The sequence below is a fragment of the Limnospira sp. PMC 1279.21 genome (assembly GCF_032349615.1).
Taxonomy (GTDB): domain Bacteria; phylum Cyanobacteriota; class Cyanobacteriia; order Cyanobacteriales; family Microcoleaceae; genus Limnospira; species Limnospira fusiformis.
Map to the genome: position 1 here is coordinate 1 of NZ_JARPLU010000124.1, position 15,231 is coordinate 15,231.

A 15,231-nucleotide genomic window follows, 5' to 3' on the forward strand; every position below is an offset into this window, starting at 1 on the left:
AGTTTATCCGGCGCTGGTTTCGGGGGTTGGTGGCGGCGGGTGAGGATGTCCAGTTAGCGGAATCCTTGTGGTCAGAATTGCAAGAGTCGGGGAAAGAACGGATTAAGGATTTATGCCGCAATCCCCTGCGGTTAACGTTGTTAGCATCAAGATGGAAAGGGAGAAAGGGAGACTCACTCGATACTATTGTCAAAAGGCTGGGTTGGTTGAGTGATGGGGAAGTAGATGTCAAAAAGCCGCAACCTCGTGACTATCCCTCCTCTCGGGGTGAAGTTTCTCGTCACTCGTGGGGAAATGCACCGGATATTTCAGTTTTTTTTGGTCGTACTGAAGAATTAAAAACCTTAGAAAAATGGATTGTAGCTGACAAGTGCAGATTAGTCGCGATTGTTGGTATAGGAGGAATTGGGAAAACCAGATTACCAGTTAAGTTAGGTAAAGGGGGGATTGGTAAAACCGATTTATCTTTAACATTAGTCCGAGAAATCACAGAAGAATTTGACTATATAATGTGGCAGGATTTAAAGAATGCTCCTCCAGTAGAAGATACTTTTCAGCAAATTATTAAATTTTTGTCAAGCCATAAAGAAATAGACTTACCCGACGAAAACAAATTACGGATTGATCGCATACTTGAATATTTGCGTCAAAATCGCTGTCTAATCATACTCGATAATATAGAGTCAATATTAAATCAAGGAAAATCTGCTGGACAATATTGCAAAGGATATGAAGCTTATGGAGAATTATTTTTAAAAATTGCAGAAACAGATCACAACAGTTGCTTGTTGCTTACAAGTCGAGAAAAGCCTAAAAATATCAGCAGGATTGAAGGGAAAAATAAACCGGTTCGTTTTTTTGAACTAACAGGAGTCAATTATGAAGATGGCAGAAGAATTGTAGAAAACGTTGGCAACGGTAATTTCTATGGTTCAAACCATGACTGGGAAGAGTTAATTGCTCTGTTTAATGGTAATCCTTTAGCTTTGGAGCTAACAGCTAACTATATACAAGAAACGTTTGATGGTAAAATCGCTGATTTCTTACAAGATAAAAATCATATCTCCGGTAGTCCTCTTGAAGAGGGGCAGAATGAGCGTGATGATATGCGTAAGTTGTTAGATTGGCATTTTCAGCGTTTATCAGATTCGGAGCAAGAAATAGTGTATTGGTTAGCAATTAACCGAGTACCGATGTCTTTAAATGATCTAAAAAAGGATATATTGCTATACGAATCACGGAAAATTGTTGGTTCTACCTTCCAATCAATACGACAAAGATTTTTGCTTGAGAAAATTGGAGAAAAATTCACGCTTCAACCTGTTATTCTCGAATATGTCACAGATTTATTTGTGAATCAAGTATATAAAGAAATTATCAATATTACCGTCAATAATTTTATAAATAAATATTCATTTATAAAATCTCTTGCCGATGAATATATTATGGAAGATCAGATAAGATTAATTTTAAATTCTATTAACATTAAATTAAAACAAAAAGTTGATTGGCCAGCAGGAATGAATTTAGAAAAAACCTTAAATATTATTCTGGAAGAGATTCATAAAAGTCTCAAGGGTACACCAGGATATGCTACTGGCAATCTAATTAATTTGTTATGGAGTTTAAAGATCGATATTAGCAATTACAATTTTTCTGGCCTAGTAATACGACAAGCATATTTACAAAAACATTCGCTCAAAGGAGTTGACTTTTCTTACTGCGACTTATCTGATTCGTGTTTGAGCGAAGATTTTGGTACAATTCCATCACTGGATTTAGTTGGTGGCCTAGTAGCAGCAGGAACTACCAGTGGCGCAATTCACTTGTGGGAAATCGAAACAGAACAACGTATTCTTACCTTACCTGGTCATGATGATTGGGTTTGGGGTATTGCTTTGAGTCTTGATGGTCTTTATCTTGCTAGTTGTGGTGGCGATAAAATAGTAAAACTTTGGAATGTTAAAAATGGAGACTGTACTCATATTTGGACAGAACATAATTCCCGAGTTAGAGGTTTAGCCTTTAGTCCCAAAGGTGATTTAGTTGCATCCGGTGATGAAGAGGGAGAAATTAAACTCTGGGATGTAAAATCAGGTCAATCCACAAAAAGATTTAGATTGAAGCGGGCAGTTTGGGCAAATACAATTGCTTTCAGTCCTGATGGAAATCTACTAGCGGTTGGAAGTCAGAATTGCCTCCTAAAAGTATGGAATGTCAACAGTGGTGAGGAAATTAAAAAAATTAAAGATTATCACGATCCAATTCGTTCAATCAGCTTTAGTCCTGATGGAAATTTAATTGCAATTTCTGGTGACTCTTCTGAAATTTGGATACTAAATATTAAAACTTGGAACTGTCAGCAAAAAATAAGTGGGTATAAAGGTTGGATTAGAGATATTAGTTTTAGCTTTGACAGTAAAAAATTAGCTTCTTGTGGTGCAGATAAAATTATGAGAATTTGGAACATTGAAACAGGACAATGCATCCAATCTATGCAGGGTCATAGCAAACCTGTTCGAGCTATCGCATTTCAGGGCGATAAAGTTTTAAGTGCTAGTGAAGATCAAACCCTCAGATTTTGGGATAGCCAATCGGGTAAATGTTTAAGACTTATTCAAGGTTACACTAATCCAGTTTGGTCAGTAGCGTGTAGTCCGACTCAACCCTTAATAGTTAGTGGTGATGAAGATTGCTTTGTTAGAGTTTGGGACCTTTCCACATTAGAAACAGAAAATCTTACTAATAAAGTCTTAGGTAATCATGATAATTTAGTAAGAGCAGTTGCTTTTAACTGTGACGGTTCTTTATTGGCTAGTGGTAGTTATGATGGTACGGTTAAAATCTGGGAAATAACTAATTATGATTCAATAAAATTTCCTCCTATTAAGAAAGGATTTGATGAGCCAAGAGACCGAGTAATATCAGTTGCTTTTCATCCAATTGAGCCAATTATTGCAATCAGTTACTACTATGGAGAGAAGGTTAATATCTGGAATTTTAAGACACGACAAATAGTTCAAAAATTACCTATTACTAATTCTAAAGGAGACAAGGTAAGACCTAGAGATGTGGCATTTAGTCCAGATGGTTGTGTTCTAGCAATTAGTAGCGATAGCAGGGAAGAGCCTTATATTAGGTTATGGGATATACAGAATAAAAAGTATTTAAAACCATTAGAAGGTCATCAAGGTGCTGTATGGTCATTGGATTTTAACCTAGATGGTCAAACTCTTGCCAGTTGTGATGGTAATGGATCAATTAGATTATGGAATATTCAAAGTTATGATTCAATACAATTAGAAGGTCATTCGGTTAGAGTAAGAGCAATTAAATTTAGTCCTAATGGTCAAAAACTGGTTAGTGGTAGCGATGACAAAACAGTAAAAATTTGGGATGTACAATCTCGACAATGTATAGCCACTCTAGAAGGTCATCAAAGTTGGATTTGGTCTGTTGCATTTAGTCATGATAGTGAAATGGTGGTTAGTAGTAGTGATGATAATACAGTTAAAATTTGGAGTGTGAGGACTGGCAAATGTCTTAGTACACTTAGACCAGATAGACCCTATGAAGGTATGAATATCACTGGGGTTATTGGTTTAAAAGATGCTCAAAAAGCTATGCTTAAAAACTTAGGTGCTTTTGAGAAATAAAATGAGCACCAACTTGTTATTGGCAAGACTCTACTATATGCTTGATTGTGTCTTCTACCAGTTGTTCGATAGTCTGTTGACTAACTAAAGGTTCGGAATATAAAAAATTTAACGTAATTTTTCCTTGGAAAGTAGACACAGCAACAGCAAAAACACTACCCATAATGTTGGTTGATAAAACATAGCTAATTTCTTCTAGCTGCACTTGGCCATAGTCTGCTGAAATTTCAACATTGCCAATATTAGTGACAAAGATAGAGAAAGAAGTTTGTTGAGTATTCTCTAAAGTAGATTCTATACCCTTTCGGTAATCTTTAATAACATTATAAACTTCTGTTGTATTTAATCGGGTTTTAATTTGCGCTGTTACTTGTTGCGTTAAATCCCAAAAAGATGTTTGATTGTCTACTATATGAAAGGAAGTTAAAGCAGAAACGAGCATACATATATCTTCATTACTGACAGGAGGAACCACTCGTTTTCTCATATTTACAGAAGAACGACAGCTAAAATGAAAATCTTCTTCTTGGATTCTAATATGATCAGCTAGTCCTAACATCATACCTGAAGAAATTGCCCCGTGTACGGTTGCTCCCTTTTCCTTACACTGTGAAATAAGATTTTTAGTTACAGTGGCACTCAAATGTCTTTGAATCAACTTACATCTACGTTCCAAATAAGGTACATATTTATCACAAGGTAGTTTATCGATGTATTTACTCGGCTTGGGCAGTGGCTTATCTTTGATGCTATAGTTACTGATAATCTTTTCTAAAGATGGAGGAGCTTCTAATTTTTTAGATGAATCAATTGTTTGCTGATTTCCAATATCTTGGCACAATTTAAAAATTTCAGAATGTAAGTTAATCCCACAAGCAGCATCTATAATTGCGTGATGAATTGTCGTAATAAAATAACTAAAGTTGTTAGGGTCTTTTGGTGTTAAAAGGATAGCCCTAACTAAGCATTTTTCACTTTCGATTTTGGTGTTCATTTCTTCAATAACAATCTCTTGCCACAAATCAGGCTGAACATTAAAAATAATTGTTAATGGAATGGGTTGAGTCCCTGTAGAATGAAAAAATAAATCATTACCTGACCCAACGATATGACAATTTAATCTGGGGTGGCGTTCTTGTACTAAGTCAAGAGATTTTCTTAAAGATTGTTCATCTAAAACACCTTTTAGTTTACTGACTATTACTACATTCAATGAGTTAGCATAGCGATTACAAAGTTCCATTCCCTGTTCCATTGCAATCAACTTTCTATCATTACTCATATTATTTCCTCAGAAAATAACTTAAACAGTAAAACAATTTTATTGTATCTTAATTTTGTCACTCAGATTTTAAAATTATCAGCGAACTGATTTGGGAAATCACCTGTCCCGACGAAGACCCCCCGGAACCCGCCACCCCCGCTGAACTGCGCCGCCACCTCAAAACCCTAAAACGCCGTAACCTCCTCCCCCACCGTGCCATCCTCTTCGGTAGCGAAACGGTTTCCACCCCGACCCAACCCACCCCAGAACTCATGGCCTTTTGCCAAAAACTGACGGGGGTAATTGCGATCGCCTTCCTCACCGACGACCCCCTAGAAGCGCCCTTAAAAGGCTTTCCCCCCAATCAACGGAATCTGATATCTGCGATCGAAACCTGGTTAGGGGAGATTTGAGGATTGGCATTTTTTAGGTTAAAATATCCATAGATTAATAGACAAAAAAGGTAAAAAAATGGTTAATTATTTTGAATTTAAAGCGAAAATCAAACAAGGCATGATATAAATTCCGCCGGAATATCAACAAAGTATTCAAGAAGGAAGGGATTGAGAGTGATTGTGGTTTCAGAAGCAAAGCCCCAAACCAGATTAATGGATCAATTGGCAGAAAACCCCATTCCGGTTCAAGGGTGGGTCAAACCAACCCGAGATGAAATTCACGACAGAAAGTGATGAGTGATAAAACCCTATTTATTGATTAAAATATTTGGCGATATCGTTGTCAAGTTGATGAATTAACACTATCATTGATAAATAGAAATCACCTTAATACTTCGAGTTCGACGAATTGACTTTTGAGGTTTTTCATTGGTTATGAATTCCGTTGCTCCAACCGAGACTGCTGCTGCAATATGTAAAGCATCCATAGCCCCTAGTCCAAATTGACTAGATTCTCGATAGGCTTGTTCAATGATAGTGTTGATATCGTTTGCCCAGTAAATGACGGCATCAAAAAAAGTTTCATAAAACTTTATCTCGCTACTTTGTTGATGATAAATGGCTTTTGGCAAAACCTCTAATTTCAAAAAAATACTAGAAGCAAATTCTCGCTGGTCATCTTCTAAGATTTGTAAAGCGAGTTCAGCCATTTCATTTTCAGCGCGAGCCGCATAAATTAACACTCCAGCATCAACAAAAGTTCGGATCATGATTAGTCTGCATATCCTCCACGACGTTCCACTTTTTCTTGTTCTATTTCTTCTGGCGTTAACAAGGGGATGCCCGATTCTATAATTTCTTGGCGGATTTTTCTTAACTTTGCTCCAAGCGGGGAACTGGGTTTAGTCGGTTGGGGCGTTTGATGAAGAGAGTCAATAAAAGCGAGAACTTGTTGCTGTTGTTCAGGGTCTAAACGCTGCCATTTTTCTAATAATTTTTGGGTAGTCATTTGGCTTGATTCCTGATTTTAGGCTCTGATTAATTGTAGTATAGCCTGACTGGCGATCGCCACCTCAAAACCCTAAAACGCGCCCCACCTCCTCCCCCACGGAGCCATCCTCTTTGGCGGCGAATTTCCACCCCGACCCAACCCACCCTAAAAGCGATCGCCTTTTGCCAAAAACTGACGGGGGTAATTGCGTTCCGGAAGCGTCTGGGTAGGAGAATCGCATTTCTCACCTCAGAACCCCTAGAAGCGCCGTTAAAAGGCTTTCCCCCCAATCAACGGAATCTGATATCTGCGATCGAAACCTGGTTAGGGGAGATTTAAGCAGCCACCAAGAAACCCGGTTTCTGAACCCTCACCCCAAGTTCTCAAATTCGCTAAAATATCAGCAAACCCTAGCCTTCAGCTAAAACATGGAATCAATTGTTAAATTTATTGTTTCTACTCCCCTAGGGTTCACCGTCCGCACCACCGAAAGCTACTGGCAAACACTGCTTATCAAGCATCCCGATATTACCCATTATGAAACTGAAATTCAGCAAACCCTTAATCAACCCGATGCCATTTACCAAAGTCAGCGCGATATTGATGTCTTGCTATTTTATCGCACCCTCAAAGCCAAAAGGTGGCTGGTTGCCGTTGCGCGGCGTTTAAATGGAGAGGGTTACTTGATTACAGCTTACCAAACTGATGCAATCAAAACAGGAGAAAAATTATGGCCCAAATAAAAGTCTTTTACGAACCCGAAACCGAACTCTTAACCATTTTTTGGCAATCTCCCCGCCCTAACCAAATTGCTACGGAACTTGGGAACGATATTATCCTTTTCAAAGATGGAGATACCAATGAACCTATTGGCATCGAAGTGTTATCCTATCGCCCTGGAGACGATCGCATTAGTGGCATCTCCCTAGAACTCGGCCAACAAAACCTGATTAAAACCTGAAAAAATCCACTGCACTCAAATCTGAGCGAAAATTACCATCCTCTCCGACAACCCAGAAGCGCCCTTAAAAGGCTTTCCGCCGAATCAAGCGAATCTGATATCTGCGATCGAAACCTGGTTAGAGGAAATTAAGGAGTATTCGTAATTTCCACAATCATTTCTCCTTGCTGCAATTGCTCTAACGCATTCGGTAAAGTTGCCATTAACAATTTTCGCAAATTACGGTTCGTGACATTGCCACAAGTTAGCCATAAAATTTGAGGAGGCGATCCTAAACGACAGACCAAATCAATAAAATCACTGTCTTTCGTGACAATCACCACATTTTCAGACCGTGCTGCTGCAAAAATCTCGATATCTTGAGCATCCCGCCAGCCTAAATCCCGCAATGCACTCGCTTCTAAACCAAAGGTTTCTGTCAGCCAACTTGCCAACGTAAGCGGAAGTTGAGCATCGACCCAAATTTTCATGCGGTGAGTCTGGGAAAATCAGTACGTCTTGCCGCAAACAGCAGACAGGCTTGAATATCTGCTAGTTCTAAATCGGGAAAATCTTCTAAAACTTCAGAAATGCTCACATTTTCCGCTAACATTTCTAAAATATCGGTGACTCTAATTCGCATCCCGCGAATACAGGGACGACCCCCACATTGACCGGGATTTTGCGTAATTCGGCTCATTAATTCAGGAGTTGAAGTCATATTTTTAAGGCTGAATGTGTGATTACACCTCATAAATTATAGCCGATCGCGCTCCTCAATTCTTTCTCCGAATAAGCGCTCACCGGGGAATCCCTGCAACACCTACCCCTGTATTGCCTCAACGCTGACATCCTCGCTAACCAAACCCGCGAAGGGGAAATCGCCCTCACCCGATCGCCAACTGATTTGGGAAATCACTTATCCCGAGGAAGACCCCGCCGAAATGCGATCGCCACCTCAAAAGCCTAAAACGCGCCCCACCTCCTCCCCCACCGTGCCATCCTCTTCGGCGGCGAATTTCCACCCGGACGAAACCCACGCCAGAAGCGATCGCCTTTTGCCAAAAACTGACGGGGGTAATTGCGATCGCGAAGCGTCTCCGTAGGAGAATCGCATTTCTCACCTCAGAACCCCTAGAAGCGCCGTTAAAAGGCTTTCCCCCCAATCAACGGAATCTGATATCTGCGATCGAAACCTGGTTAGAGGAGATTTAAGCAGCCAAGAAACCCGGTTTCTGACCCTTAGCACCAAAATTAGCTAAAATGTCAACAACCCCTAGCCCCCAACTCAAAAATGACTCAAACTCTTGATATCACCGGACTCACCCCAGAACAAATCGAGCAAATTCACAAGATGATAGAAACTTTTAAAACTATTAATCAACAGCAGAAACAAGGCGATCGCCCACTAATAACTGACTCCACCAGCCCCCTCACCCAGGCTCAAAAAATAGTCAAAAAATATGCGAAAAATCGCAACCTAACAGAGGAACTGATTCAAGAACGCCGTCACGAGTCTATCCATGAGTAATGTCATCATGGATGCCTCTGCTATATTAGCATTTCTCAATCAAGAAAGCGGGAGTGAACAAATAACAGACTTGATTGAAAATGCAACGATTAGCACCATTAATTTATCGGAAGTTATTGCTAAATTGGCCGAAATTGGCATCTCAGAAACCGAGATTTTGCAAATTTTGTCCGACTTGAACTTAAAAATTGTTCCCTTTGATGAACCGCAAGCTCAAATTGCGGGTATGCTACGACCCATGACTAAACCTCTAGGCTTATCCCTAGGCGATCGCGCTTGTCTAGCCCTGGGTCTTGTTCTCAATCAACCCGTGATTACCGCAGACCGCCAATGGAGTCAGTTAAATCTTAACCTCGAAATTCGAGTGATTCGGTAAAAAGGGTTTCCCCCCAATCAACCTCATCTGATATCCGCCATTGAAACCGGGTTAGAGGAGGTTTGATGATTCAAGAAACCCGGTTTTTGACCCTTAGCGCCAAAATTAGCTAAAATGTCAACAACCCCTAGCCCCCAACTCAAAAATGACTCAAACTCTTGATATCACCGGACTCACCCCAGAACAAATCGAGCAAATTCACAAGATGATAGAAACTTTTAAAACTATTAATCAACAGCAGAAACAATCAACCCGAGAAAATCTCTCAGAATCAGACTTGAATTCCTGGTTTTTTGCCAGCGAAATTCTCCAGCCCTTTAATCGGACGATGCTTTATGGCAGGGGAAGCTAAACGAATTTATCTGGATACGAACATCCTCGCTTATGTTGCTAATACCAAAGCCCCTCAACATCAAGCCGCTTTAGAAATATTTAGACCCACCGAAAGGGAAATTTTGTGTGTCTCATCGCAGGTTTGAGCGGAATTTTACTCCTATATTACTAATCCCGCTATTTTAGCCACGCCTTTACAGCCAACGGAAGCAATTATCCGCATTAACCGGATTTGTCAGATGCCCCATATCTGTCTACTTTCAACTCCGGTGGATTTGTTTGAACGTTGGATCGGTTTATTGGCAGAAAGACCTGTAAGCAATGGAGGTGTTTTTGATTTACTGCACATTGGGATTATGTTAGCCCATGATGTTACCACAATCTACACTTTTAACATCAAGGACTTTTCTTGGTGTTCTCAAATTGAGGCGATCGCTCCGAGTCACCGTTAATCAACCCACCCCAGAAGTGATCGCTTCGGCGTTGACCTAGGAGAGTACGATTTCTCACCGACGAACCCCTAGAAGCGCCATTAAAAGGCTTTCCGCCGAATCAAGGGAATCTGATATAGGCGATCGCTTCGGCGTTGACCTAGGAGAATCGAAACCTGGTTAGGGGAGATTTGAGGATTGGCATTTTTTAGGTTAGAATAGGGTTAGAGGAGAGTTGATAATTAATTATTGTCAGGTCGAAAGCGTAAACTATTAAGGCTGGTTGCCGTTGCAATTGTCTCAAAATCCCTGTCATTATGAATTAAGATCAACTGATGTGCGATCGCCAGTTGAGCAATACAACAATCAATACTACTTCTAACCGTTAATCCCTGTCGTTGTAAATCGTAATAAATTCGGGCAGCCGCCACCCAAGTATTAGGAGTGGGTTCGATATAGTCTTGGTCTTGCAGATAGGTTTCTAATAACCTCCACTCCCGTTCATCTCGGCAACCTTGCAACAGTTCCATTTGAGTAAATCGGCTCAAAAAAATGGGTTGCTCCTTAATAATTTCTGATAAAGATTGACCAACCGTACCCGTCTTGTCTCGCAAAACAGCAATCCAAACTGATGTATCAATCAAAAACATTCCGGTTTAACCGTAAGGCTTTATAGTCGTAATCTGTTGAGAATTGAATCTGTCCGCTCAAATCGAGTAAATTTCGTTTTTTGCGGTTTTTGACTAACTCGGATAAAGCCAAGTTAATTAATTCTTGTTCTGTCTGAATATTGGTTAAGCGCAATGCTTCTTTCACCAATTCTTCATTGAGTTCGATGGACTTTTTCATCGCTAGTGGTTGATTTTATGTTCAGATTTATTGTCGTGCCGATTTACTTATATTAACATTTTTCTGACTCAATGTCCCCCTGATTTGGGAAATCACTTGTCCCGAGGAAGACCCCGCCGGAAATGCGATCGCCACCTCAAAACCCTAAAACGCGCCCCACCTCCTCCCCCACAGTGCCATCCTCTTTGGCGGCGAATTTTCACCCCGACAAAACCGACCCCAAAAGCGATCGCGAAGCGTCTGGGCAGGAGAATCGCTTCGGCGTTGACCTAGGAGAGTACGATTTCTCACCTCAGAACCCCTAAAAGCGCCGTTAAAAGGCTTTCCGCCGAATCAAGGGAATCTGATTGATATAGGCGATCGCTTAGGCGTTGACCTGGGAGAATCGAAACTTGGTTAGGGGAGATTTGAATATCTGAAACTGTTACAATCTGACGCAAACGTATTATTCCCCAGCCGCCAAGAAGTGCCTCAGAAACGGGGGTGGTGACCATTTCATCCAGAGGCGTAAAGGATTCTTCTGGGCTTTAGGTGTCGTCGTGGGCGTAACGACGATAGAGGAAGTCTAGGGCTTCGTTGCGTAGCTCGTAGTATTCTGGCTGTTCCATGAGTCGGGTGCGATCGCGCGGCCGAGGGAAGGGTAAGTCGAGGATTTCACCAATGCGGGCGGCCGGGCCGTTCGTCATCATGACCAGGCGATCGCCCAGGAAGAGGGCTTCGTCGATATCATGGGTAATCATGAGTACGGTGACTTTGTGATCGGCCCAGATTTGTAGCAGTTCTTCTTGCAGTTCTTCCCGGGTGATGGGATCGAGAGCGCCGAAAGGTTCATCGAGAATGAGAACTTTGGGGCGAAGGGCTAAGGCTCTGGCGATGGATACCCGTTGTTTCATTCCCCCGGAGAGTTCTTTGGGCTTCTTGTCGGCGGCCTCAGTTAAGCCCACCAGTTCCAGATGTTCTCGCACGATCGCCACTTTGTCCCGTTGTTTGAGCTTGGGAAAGACGGAGTTGACAGCCAGGAAGATATTCTCGTAGGCGGTTAGCCAGGGCAGGAGGGCATAGTTTTGGAAGACCACCATGCGATCAGGCCCGGGTTCTTTAATTCGTCGTCCTTCTAAGCGAACTTCTCCTTCGCTGGGTTGACGGAAGCCGGAAACCATATCCAGGAGGGTCGATTTACCACAGCCGGAGTGCCCAATCAGACATAAGAATTCTCCTTCCCGGACGGTGAGTTGGATGTTGTCGAGAACTCGATAGGGCCCCTCTGGGGTGGCATAGGTTTTGCTAAGGCCATCAATGACCAGATAAGAGTCATTGGTGGTGTAGGTGTGGGAGGTGGAGTTGGTTACAGTTTGCATTGGGTAAGAAGGAAATAGACAGTAGGTAGCAGGGGTGAAAGAGGAATGGGGGATCGGTTGTCCTCTAGGGATGGCTTAGGGGTGGGTTCTTTGGGGTTAGGCGGCCGATAGTTCTCGGGGGGCTGGGTTGAGATCGATTTCTGTGATGGTTAGGTTGGTTTTGATTTGTAGTTGTTCTAGGTAATGGATGGGATCGTCTGGGTTGAAAATAGCCCCGTCGAAGAGGATGATGGGATAGCGATCGCGGCCAATGTCCATCATGTTTAAGCCTTGGGCGGCTTGGGAGAACATATCGAGACGGCGGACGCGATCAATGACTTCAATCCAGTTGCGGGGGAAGGGGGTAATGCCCCAACGGGCCATTTGGGTGAGAATCCACAGGGCTTCGGTGCGATCGGGACAGTTGGTTTTGTCGCAGAAGAACTGGTTGTAGCGGGGGATAGGTTGGGGGTCGCCGATGCCTTTGTTGTAGGCATCAATGAAGCCGGGACGGGTGTAGATGGGGTCGGACCCGACATATTCGGGACGACAGATGAGGTCTAAAACCTCTTCCCGATGACGCATATCGTCGCAGTAGTCGCAGGCTTCTAAGAGGGCTTGGATAAGGGCTAGATGGGTTTTGGGGTGAGTTTGCGCCCAGTCTTCCCGGACTCCGAGGACTTTTTCGCAATGGCCAGACCAGATTTCCGGGTCGGTGGCCATGACGAAACCGATGCCTTCATGGACGGCGCGGGAGTTCCAGGGTTCGCCGACACAGTAGCCGTCGATGTTGCCGGCTTTGAGGTTGGCGACCATTTGTGCGGGGGGAATGATGACGATATCCAGGTCGCGATCGGGGTCGATGTCAGCGGAGGCGAGCCAGTAACGTAGGATGAGGTTGTGCATGGAGGTGGGATGCACGGCTCCCAGGGTGAGTCGTCGGTCGGGGTGGGCGGCGATAAAGCCTTTGAGATCGGCGAGAGTTCGCACCCCTTCCTCGTAGAAGTGACGATGGAAGGTGATGGCGTTGCCGTTGCGAGAGAGGGTCATGGCGGTAATGACGGGCAGGGGGGTATGGTTATCCCGGCCTATGGTCATTCCGAGGGGCATTCCGGCAACCATTTGGGCTGCGTCGAGGCGTTGCTCTCGAATGCCCGATTCGATCGCGTTCCAACTGAGTTCGCGACTGAGGGTGACTTGGGTCAAGCCATGTTTGGCGAAGAATCCCCGTTCTTTAGCCACCACGAGGGGGGCGCAGTCGGTGAGGGGGATGAAGCCTAGGTTGAGGTTGACTTTTTCTAAGCCGTTTTCGTGAACTTCGATGGGTTGGGGTTGGCTTTGGCGTTTCTTAGCCCGTCGCTGTTGGTTGAGGAAATAGACGATCTCGTTGCGGAGTCCGTAGTAGTTGGGATCTTTGACCACCGAGACATGGGTGCGCGGCCTGGGGATGGGGACATCGAGAATTTGCCCGATGTATGAGGCGGGGCCGTTGGTGAGGAGGACGATGCGATCGCTCAGGAGGAGGGCTTCGTCCACGTCATGGGTGACCATGATACAGGTGACTTGGCTTTCCTCGCAGATACGCATCAGTTGTTCTTGCAGTCCCCCTCGGGTCAGGGCATCTAGGGCTCCAAAAGGTTCGTCCAGGAGGAGGAGTTTGGGGCGGATAGCCAGCGACCGGGCAATGGCAACCCGCTGTTTCATGCCCCCGGAGAGGTGGGCGGGGCGTTTATGGGCCGCATGACGTAAGCCCACTAGGTCAATGTGATGTTCAATGATACCGCGTTGTTCTCCTCGGGGGCGATCGCCCATAACGGATTCGACCGCCAAGGCGATGTTTTCTCGCACCGTTAGCCAGGGCAGCAGAGAATAGTTTTGGAATACCACCATGCGATCGGGTCCCGGCTCTGTCACCTGGCGACCTTCTAGGATGATGCCCCCTCGGGTAGGTTTATCGAGTCCGGCAATTAGGTTTAAGAGGGTTGATTTACCACAGCCCGAATGACCCACCAAGGAGATAAATTCACCTTTACGAATCTTGAGTTCAATGTTACTCAAGGCAACATAAGTGCCTCCATTAGGGAGATTAAAGACTCGTTCAATATGGTCAACTTCAGCAAAAATAGACATGGGCTTTAAGCAGGAGTAGGGGACAACGAAATCAGAACAGAAGACAGCTAATTAATTATTGAGCTTAGTCTTCAGACACCACCAAACTGGCCAAGAAGGTAATAAACTTATCCAGCAGTAGGCCGACGACCCCGACATAAATCACCGCTAGGATAATGTCACTCATGCGAGAACTGTTCCAGGCATCCCAGATAAAGAAACCAATACCCACACCACCAATCAACATTTCGGCGGCGATAATTGCCAGCCAAGACAGACCAATCCCAATCTTGAGTCCCGTAAAAATATAGGGAACCGTTGCCGGGAAGAGGATTTTAAAGAAATAGGTCTTGCGGTCAAGTCGTAGCACCCGTGACACATTATTATAATCCTGAGGAATTTGCCGCACTCCCTCAGTTGTATTGATAATAATCGGCCAAATTGCTGTAATAAAAATCACAAAAATAGCCGAAGGGTTTGCTCGCTCAAAGCCTGCCAAGGAAATCGGTAGCCAAGCCAAGGGGGGAATCGTTCTCAAGATTTGAAAAATCGGGTCTAAGGCACGGTACATTAGAGTGTTCGTACCAATCAGAACTCCTAACGAGACTCCCACCACCACAGCGAGGGAGAACCCCAAGGCCACCCGTTGCAAACTCGTCAAAATTTGCCAGAATAGCCCCTTATCAATGCCGCCGTGGTCAAAAAACGGGTCGATAATCAATTCCCAAGTTTCTGACACTGTGCGGATAGGACCGGGCAACGTCGAATCGGAAACAGCGGTGAACACCTCCCAAACAACCAGGAAAATCAGAATAGCAACCGCAGATGGAATCAGCTTTTTCCCCTTGTTAAGAACGGCTTTAAGCCACCGTTGTGGGGAAAATTGAAATTTATGGCGTCGGCGATAAGTAGGAGAAGTCATAGGTTCATGAGGAGAGAAGGGGACAGGGAACTGATACATTGACGCGACATTTATCCGGCTATTGCCTGACAATGCGACGATAGCACTATTACCCGTA

General features: G+C 43.7%; 25 protein-coding genes. 12 read left to right on the top strand and 13 right to left on the bottom strand.

Translation table 11 applies throughout. The annotated features are described in order from the left end of the window. Positions 1-137: 137 nt before the first annotated feature. Positions 138-3,656: an NB-ARC domain-containing protein gene (locus tag P5683_RS17240; protein ID WP_315645504.1), complete on the top strand. Its 3,519-nt coding sequence runs from the start codon at positions 138-140 to the stop codon at positions 3,654-3,656. Between the two features lie 16 nt (positions 3,657-3,672). Here P5683_RS17240 and P5683_RS17245 read toward each other — a convergent pair whose 3' ends face one another. Then, positions 3,673-4,938: a phthiocerol/phthiodiolone dimycocerosyl transferase family protein gene (locus P5683_RS17245; protein ID WP_315640660.1), complete on the bottom strand. Its 1,266-nt coding sequence runs from the start codon at positions 4,936-4,938 to the stop codon at positions 3,673-3,675. A gap of 98 nt (positions 4,939-5,036) precedes the next feature. On the opposite strand from P5683_RS17245, the gene P5683_RS26495 reads away from it, so the two are divergent. Continuing rightward, positions 5,037-5,333: a hypothetical protein gene (locus P5683_RS26495; RefSeq protein ID WP_396442722.1), complete on the top strand. Its 297-nt coding sequence runs from the start codon at positions 5,037-5,039 to the stop codon at positions 5,331-5,333. Between the two features lie 347 nt (positions 5,334-5,680). Here P5683_RS26495 and P5683_RS17255 read toward each other — a convergent pair whose 3' ends face one another. The 3 genes from P5683_RS17255 to P5683_RS17265 are packed head-to-tail and all read right to left on the bottom strand — an operon-like array spanning position 5,681 to position 6,554. Next, the gene (locus P5683_RS17255) at positions 5,681-6,085 is read right to left on the bottom strand and encodes a PIN domain-containing protein (RefSeq protein WP_193521001.1); all 405 of its coding nucleotides are present in this window, start codon (positions 6,083-6,085) and stop codon (positions 5,681-5,683) included. Between the two features lie 2 nt (positions 6,086-6,087). Further along, complete coding sequence (locus P5683_RS17260; RefSeq protein WP_006624727.1) at positions 6,088-6,324, bottom strand: hypothetical protein; 237 nt, start codon at positions 6,322-6,324, stop codon at positions 6,088-6,090. A gap of 29 nt (positions 6,325-6,353) precedes the next feature. After that, on the bottom strand, positions 6,354-6,554 hold the full coding sequence (locus P5683_RS17265) for a hypothetical protein (protein WP_396442564.1): 201 nt from the start codon (positions 6,552-6,554) through the stop codon (positions 6,354-6,356). Here P5683_RS17265 and P5683_RS26500 point away from each other — a divergent pair. The 4 genes from P5683_RS26500 to P5683_RS26505 all read left to right on the top strand — a co-directional run bounded on the left by P5683_RS26500 (position 6,511) and on the right by P5683_RS26505 (position 7,412). Next, positions 6,511-6,645 carry a histidine kinase gene (locus tag P5683_RS26500; protein ID WP_396442656.1) on the top strand — a complete coding sequence of 45 codons (135 nt, stop codon included), beginning with the start codon at positions 6,511-6,513 and terminating at the stop codon, positions 6,643-6,645. The two genes, P5683_RS17265 and P5683_RS26500, sit on opposite strands and share 44 nt — an antisense overlap. Before the next feature lie 89 nt (positions 6,646-6,734). Further along, the gene (locus tag P5683_RS17270; protein WP_006624725.1) at positions 6,735-7,049 is read left to right on the top strand and encodes a hypothetical protein; all 315 of its coding nucleotides are present in this window, start codon (positions 6,735-6,737) and stop codon (positions 7,047-7,049) included. Then, positions 7,037-7,267: a hypothetical protein gene (locus P5683_RS17275; RefSeq protein WP_006624724.1), complete on the top strand. Its 231-nt coding sequence runs from the start codon at positions 7,037-7,039 to the stop codon at positions 7,265-7,267. Before P5683_RS17270 ends, P5683_RS17275 begins: the two co-directional genes overlap by 13 nt. A gap of 37 nt (positions 7,268-7,304) precedes the next feature. Continuing rightward, complete coding sequence (locus P5683_RS26505; RefSeq protein WP_396442657.1) at positions 7,305-7,412, top strand: hypothetical protein; 108 nt, start codon at positions 7,305-7,307, stop codon at positions 7,410-7,412. Here the strand turns inward: P5683_RS26505 and P5683_RS17280 are convergent. From P5683_RS17280 to P5683_RS17290, 3 genes are all read right to left on the bottom strand, one after another. Further along, positions 7,396-7,737 (bottom strand): DUF5615 family PIN-like protein, encoded by a 342-nt coding sequence (locus tag P5683_RS17280; RefSeq protein ID WP_315640939.1) that lies wholly within the window; start codon positions 7,735-7,737, stop codon positions 7,396-7,398. The genes P5683_RS26505 and P5683_RS17280 overlap by 17 nt on opposite strands. After that, entirely contained in the window at positions 7,734-7,967 is a 234-nt protein-coding gene (locus tag P5683_RS17285) for a DUF433 domain-containing protein (protein ID WP_006624722.1), read from the bottom strand. The genes P5683_RS17280 and P5683_RS17285 overlap by 4 nt, the downstream gene beginning before the upstream one ends. A 166-nt stretch (positions 7,968-8,133) precedes the next feature. Then, positions 8,134-8,370 carry a hypothetical protein gene (locus P5683_RS17290; protein WP_157234382.1) on the bottom strand — a complete coding sequence of 79 codons (237 nt, stop codon included), beginning with the start codon at positions 8,368-8,370 and terminating at the stop codon, positions 8,134-8,136. Here P5683_RS17290 and P5683_RS26510 point away from each other — a divergent pair. The 5 genes from P5683_RS26510 (at position 8,333) to P5683_RS17310 (ending at position 9,938) form a co-directional block, all read left to right on the top strand. Next, positions 8,333-8,461 carry a histidine kinase gene (locus tag P5683_RS26510; RefSeq protein ID WP_396442658.1) on the top strand — a complete coding sequence of 43 codons (129 nt, stop codon included), beginning with the start codon at positions 8,333-8,335 and terminating at the stop codon, positions 8,459-8,461. The genes P5683_RS17290 and P5683_RS26510 overlap by 38 nt on opposite strands. A 79-nt stretch (positions 8,462-8,540) precedes the next feature. Then, on the top strand, positions 8,541-8,777 hold the full coding sequence (locus P5683_RS17295; protein WP_006624720.1) for a hypothetical protein: 237 nt from the start codon (positions 8,541-8,543) through the stop codon (positions 8,775-8,777). Beyond that, complete coding sequence (locus P5683_RS17300) at positions 8,770-9,153, top strand: PIN domain-containing protein (RefSeq protein ID WP_006624719.1); 384 nt, start codon at positions 8,770-8,772, stop codon at positions 9,151-9,153. The genes P5683_RS17295 and P5683_RS17300 overlap by 8 nt, the downstream gene beginning before the upstream one ends. A 145-nt stretch (positions 9,154-9,298) precedes the next feature. After that, positions 9,299-9,505 carry a hypothetical protein gene (locus P5683_RS17305; RefSeq protein WP_006624717.1) on the top strand — a complete coding sequence of 69 codons (207 nt, stop codon included), beginning with the start codon at positions 9,299-9,301 and terminating at the stop codon, positions 9,503-9,505. Between the two features lie 220 nt (positions 9,506-9,725). Next, on the top strand, positions 9,726-9,938 hold the full coding sequence (locus P5683_RS17310) for a hypothetical protein (protein WP_006624715.1): 213 nt from the start codon (positions 9,726-9,728) through the stop codon (positions 9,936-9,938). A gap of 221 nt (positions 9,939-10,159) precedes the next feature. Here P5683_RS17310 and P5683_RS17315 read toward each other — a convergent pair whose 3' ends face one another. Together P5683_RS17315 and P5683_RS17320 are read right to left on the bottom strand one after the other, a co-directional pair. After that, positions 10,160-10,567 (bottom strand): PIN domain nuclease, encoded by a 408-nt coding sequence (locus P5683_RS17315; protein WP_006624714.1) that lies wholly within the window; start codon positions 10,565-10,567, stop codon positions 10,160-10,162. Continuing rightward, complete coding sequence (locus tag P5683_RS17320) at positions 10,554-10,766, bottom strand: type II toxin-antitoxin system VapB family antitoxin (RefSeq protein ID WP_006624713.1); 213 nt, start codon at positions 10,764-10,766, stop codon at positions 10,554-10,556. Before P5683_RS17320 ends, P5683_RS17315 begins: the two co-directional genes overlap by 14 nt. A 122-nt stretch (positions 10,767-10,888) precedes the next feature. On the opposite strand from P5683_RS17320, the gene P5683_RS17325 reads away from it, so the two are divergent. Then, positions 10,889-11,071, top strand: coding sequence for a hypothetical protein (locus tag P5683_RS17325; RefSeq protein WP_155839148.1), 183 nt, complete (start codon positions 10,889-10,891; stop codon positions 11,069-11,071). Here P5683_RS17325 and P5683_RS17330 read toward each other — a convergent pair. The 4 genes from P5683_RS17330 to ntrB form a co-directional block, all read right to left on the bottom strand. Further along, positions 11,054-11,260 (bottom strand): hypothetical protein, encoded by a 207-nt coding sequence (locus tag P5683_RS17330; protein WP_006624710.1) that lies wholly within the window; start codon positions 11,258-11,260, stop codon positions 11,054-11,056. The two genes, P5683_RS17325 and P5683_RS17330, sit on opposite strands and share 18 nt — an antisense overlap. Positions 11,261-11,293: 33 nt before the next feature. Then, a complete protein-coding gene (locus P5683_RS17335) occupies positions 11,294-12,124 on the bottom strand; it encodes a nitrate ABC transporter ATP-binding protein (protein ID WP_006624709.1) in 831 nt (276 codons plus the stop codon). Between the two features lie 96 nt (positions 12,125-12,220). Further along, complete coding sequence (locus tag P5683_RS17340; RefSeq protein ID WP_006624708.1) at positions 12,221-14,233, bottom strand: nitrate ABC transporter ATP-binding protein; 2,013 nt, start codon at positions 14,231-14,233, stop codon at positions 12,221-12,223. Between the two features lie 64 nt (positions 14,234-14,297). After that, the gene (gene ntrB, locus P5683_RS17345) at positions 14,298-15,173 is read right to left on the bottom strand and encodes a nitrate ABC transporter permease (RefSeq protein WP_321176498.1); all 876 of its coding nucleotides are present in this window, start codon (positions 15,171-15,173) and stop codon (positions 14,298-14,300) included. Positions 15,174-15,231 lie beyond the last annotated feature (58 nt).

Coding starts and splice junctions, on each gene's coding strand:
- P5683_RS17245 (WP_315640660.1), bottom strand. CDS start 4,938: ATGAGTAATGATAGAAAGTTGATTGCAATGGAACAGGGAATGGAACTT.
- P5683_RS17255 (WP_193521001.1), bottom strand. CDS start 6,085: ATGATCCGAACTTTTGTTGATGCTGGAGTGTTAATTTATGCGGCTCGC.
- P5683_RS17260 (WP_006624727.1), bottom strand. CDS start 6,324: ATGACTACCCAAAAATTATTAGAAAAATGGCAGCGTTTAGACCCTGAA.
- P5683_RS17270 (WP_006624725.1), top strand. CDS start 6,735: ATGGAATCAATTGTTAAATTTATTGTTTCTACTCCCCTAGGGTTCACC.
- P5683_RS17275 (WP_006624724.1), top strand. CDS start 7,037: ATGGCCCAAATAAAAGTCTTTTACGAACCCGAAACCGAACTCTTAACC.
- P5683_RS17280 (WP_315640939.1), bottom strand. CDS start 7,737: ATGAAAATTTGGGTCGATGCTCAACTTCCGCTTACGTTGGCAAGTTGG.
- P5683_RS17285 (WP_006624722.1), bottom strand. CDS start 7,967: ATGACTTCAACTCCTGAATTAATGAGCCGAATTACGCAAAATCCCGGT.
- P5683_RS17295 (WP_006624720.1), top strand. CDS start 8,541: ATGACTCAAACTCTTGATATCACCGGACTCACCCCAGAACAAATCGAG.
- P5683_RS17300 (WP_006624719.1), top strand. CDS start 8,770: ATGAGTAATGTCATCATGGATGCCTCTGCTATATTAGCATTTCTCAAT.
- P5683_RS17305 (WP_006624717.1), top strand. CDS start 9,299: ATGACTCAAACTCTTGATATCACCGGACTCACCCCAGAACAAATCGAG.
- P5683_RS17310 (WP_006624715.1), top strand. CDS start 9,726: ATGCCCCATATCTGTCTACTTTCAACTCCGGTGGATTTGTTTGAACGT.
- P5683_RS17315 (WP_006624714.1), bottom strand. CDS start 10,567: ATGTTTTTGATTGATACATCAGTTTGGATTGCTGTTTTGCGAGACAAG.
- P5683_RS17320 (WP_006624713.1), bottom strand. CDS start 10,766: ATGAAAAAGTCCATCGAACTCAATGAAGAATTGGTGAAAGAAGCATTG.
- P5683_RS17325 (WP_155839148.1), top strand. CDS start 10,889: ATGCGATCGCCACCTCAAAACCCTAAAACGCGCCCCACCTCCTCCCCC.
- P5683_RS17330 (WP_006624710.1), bottom strand. CDS start 11,260: ATGGTCACCACCCCCGTTTCTGAGGCACTTCTTGGCGGCTGGGGAATA.
- P5683_RS17335 (WP_006624709.1), bottom strand. CDS start 12,124: ATGCAAACTGTAACCAACTCCACCTCCCACACCTACACCACCAATGAC.
- P5683_RS17340 (WP_006624708.1), bottom strand. CDS start 14,233: ATGTCTATTTTTGCTGAAGTTGACCATATTGAACGAGTCTTTAATCTC.
- ntrB (WP_321176498.1), bottom strand. CDS start 15,173: ATGTATCAGTTCCCTGTCCCCTTCTCTCCTCATGAACCTATGACTTCT.